General features: G+C 58.2%; 1 pseudogene. It reads left to right on the top strand.

Annotated elements, in window-relative coordinates:
• Nucleotides 1-238 (top strand): annotated as a pseudogene (locus T281_RS19440) (hypothetical protein); the annotation flags it as partial.
• Nucleotides 239-596: the final 358 nt, after the last annotated feature.

Below are 596 nucleotides of genomic sequence, written 5' to 3'. Positions count from 1 at the left end.
CACCGGCCAAAAGCGCAAGAAGGTTGAAACAGAACTTGGAATGCGTCTCGCAAAGCTCATTCCGAACATAGAACGTCGCAGGTCTTCAATCAGGACCGCAGAAGGACCTGCACGCCCTTGGGTCTATATGCTGCCACCGCTCGAGGACTGCCGTTCCGCCTTCGAAGAAGGACTTGGACAGCCCGTCCCGTGGCCTCCGATCGACGATGACGAAGACTGGCGCGGGAGGGACGAATGAGCCCGCGGGAGAGAGCACGCGGCGGCCTTTTTCGACCGCCCGTCCTACCTGTCCTACCTTGTCCTACCTCGAATTTCGAAGAATGCCCTACCTGTCCGACCTTCTCGGCGTTTCGAAGTCCTTAGGCAGACTGCGTTCCTCTGTTCTCTTTCAAAGGTAGGACAGGTAGGACAAAGGCCCGTCACATCGCCGAAATCTCGCGCCCTACCTCTTCCCTTGCGTCGCCTCGAGCGCAGCGCGACACGCGCGAAGGCGAGATTGCAAGGCTGAAAGCTGAAGATGCGGGCAATCTCATCGAACCGCAAATGAGCTTTCTGGCGACCGCGCGACAGTGCGGTCGATCATTGAAGACGTATGT

It is taken from the genome of Rhodomicrobium udaipurense JA643 (assembly GCF_000636015.1).
Taxonomy (GTDB): Bacteria; Pseudomonadota; Alphaproteobacteria; order Rhizobiales; family Rhodomicrobiaceae; genus Rhodomicrobium; species Rhodomicrobium udaipurense.
Note: the sequence above shows the minus strand (reverse complement) of the source record. Positions and strands in the feature narration are given on the sequence as shown.